The organism is Streptomyces sp. S6 (genome assembly GCF_054880855.1).
The window spans coordinates 1-2,163 of record NZ_JBTYMC010000564.1; the positions used below are offsets into that span (position 1 = coordinate 1).

The 2,163-nt window shown below is 73.8% G+C and carries 2 protein-coding genes; both read left to right on the top strand.

The window, feature by feature from the left end:
• Positions 1-313 (top strand): response regulator transcription factor (locus ACVNF4_RS35235; protein ID WP_461806920.1); only part of this gene is annotated, 313 nt, incomplete at its 5' end.
• A gap of 567 nt (positions 314-880) precedes the next feature.
• Positions 881-2,163, top strand: a 1,283-nt coding sequence (locus tag ACVNF4_RS35240; protein ID WP_461806921.1) for a glycoside hydrolase domain-containing protein, incomplete at its 3' end; no start/stop codon positions are given.

Here is a 2,163-nt window from a genome sequence, read left to right on the forward strand (position 1 = left end):
CCGGCTGCGCGAGGTCGGCGCGGTGGCGCTGGGACGCCGTGGCCGGCGCGGCTACGGCAGCGAGCTGTCCCCCCGCGAGGCGGAGGTCGCCGAACTGCTCGCCGGGGGCGCCACCAACCAGGACATCGCCCAGACCCTGTTCCTGTCCCCGCGCACCGTCGAGAAACATGTCGCCCGGGTGCTGACGAAGCTGGGGACGTCGAGAAAGACGGTACACACGGCCCTGCGGGAGCCCGGCGGTGAGGGGGCTGAGGCTTGCCGGGGGGACCGGGAGGGCGGGGAAGACTGGGAGTTCGGGTCGGAAGCGCTCTGAGCAGGCGTCGGCAGCTCGCCGTGAGCAGGTGCTTGAGCAAGGGCGGGCGGCCTCTGGTGTGCGGTCGCCTCCGGTCCACCCTGCGACATCGACGCCCCGGCCGACCCGACCGCTTGCGCTGTCGACCGGCCCTGGCTTTCCGGCCCTCCGGCCCCGGCTCTCCGCCTCCCCTGGCTCGCATCCGATGACCTGAGTGGTTCACTCCTCCCGCGTCGGCGGTGTGGCGGTGTGTCGCAGAGGGGCTGGGTCGGCAGGCTCGCGGTTCCTGGCGGTGCGGCTGGTTGGAGAGACGTGGTGCGACTTTCCCCGGCTTTCCGGCTCTCGGCTCCCCGGTCCCCGGCTTCCCGGTCCCCGGCCCCGGCTCCTTGGCTTCCCGGCCCCTCGGCCCTCCGGCTTCCCAGTCCCCGGCCCTCGGCCCTCGGCTCCCCGGTCCCCGCCTCCCCCCGGCTCGCATCCGATGGCCTGAGCGGCTGACTCCTCCCGCCTCGGCGGTGTGGCGGTGCGTCGCGGAGGGGTCGGGTCGGCAGACTCGCGGGTCCTGGTGGTGTGGCTGTCTGGAGGGACGCGGTGCGACTTCCCCTGGTGAGGGCTGTGGTGGTGGCGGTGGTGCTGGTGGGGACGGGGGGCGTACCCGTCGCGCACGCCGTCGAAGAACCCGCCGGTCTGGTGGACCCGTTCGTCGGGACCGCGCCCGGTGGACCCGACTTCGGGCACGGTGGCGGGGCGGGCAACACGTTCCCGGGGGCGGCGGCGCCGCTCGGTGGGGTGCAGTGGAGTCCCGACACGGTGACTTATCAGCACGGCGGGTACGCGTACGGGGACCACCGGATCCGGGGGTTCAGCCTCAGGCACCTCTCGGGGGCCGGGTGCGCCGCCTACGGCAACGTCCCCTTCCTGCCGTCGCTGGGCGGTACCGGACCGGCGTCGTACGCGACCTTCTCCCACGCCGACGAGCAGGCGGCGCCCGGCAGTTACCGGGTGACCTTCGGCGACGGCATCACCACCGAACTCGCCGCCACCCGCCGCTCCGGCATCGCCCGCTTCACCTACCCGCCCGGCGACACCCGCCCCGCCGCACTGAGCGTCGACGCGGGCCGGGCGTTCAACGCGGCGACCGGAGCCGTCGACATCGGCACCCGCACCCTCTCCGGGTACAGCGACAGCGGACGCTTCTGCAAGAAGTCCAACCGCTACCGCCTCCACTTCCACGCCACGTTCGACCGCCCCTTCGCCCGAGCCGTCCACCCGGACGGCAGACCGGGCGCCGCCCTGGTCACCTTCGCCCCCGAGGTCCGCACGGTCACCGTCCGCGTCGGCGTCTCCTTCGTCGACGTCGAGGGCGCCCGCCGCAACGCCTGGACGGAACAGCGGAACCTGCCCTTCGACACGGTCCGGACGACGGCCCGCGCGCGCTGGAACGACTGGCTGTCCCGCATCACCGTCACCGGCGGCACCCGCACCCAACGCCGCGTCTTCCACACCGCCTTGTACCACTCCCTGCTGCACCCGAGCGTCTTCAGCGACACCGACGGCCGCTACACCGGCATGGACGGACAGGTCCACCGCACCCGCCCGGGACACGACCAGTACGCCGACTTCTCCGGCTGGGACGTCTACCGGGGCCAGGTCCAGCTCCTGGCCATGATCGCGCCGAGCGAGGCCTCCGACATCGCCCAGTCGATCGTCGACCAGGGCCTCCAGGCCGGCTACTTCGACCGGTGGACCCTCGCGAACGGCGGCACCGGCGTCATGGTCGGCGACCCGCTGCCGGTGATCGCGGCGGCCGTCCACGCCTTCGGCGCCACCGACTTCGACGCCCGCGCCCTGCTGCGCGCGGCGCTGGCCGGCCG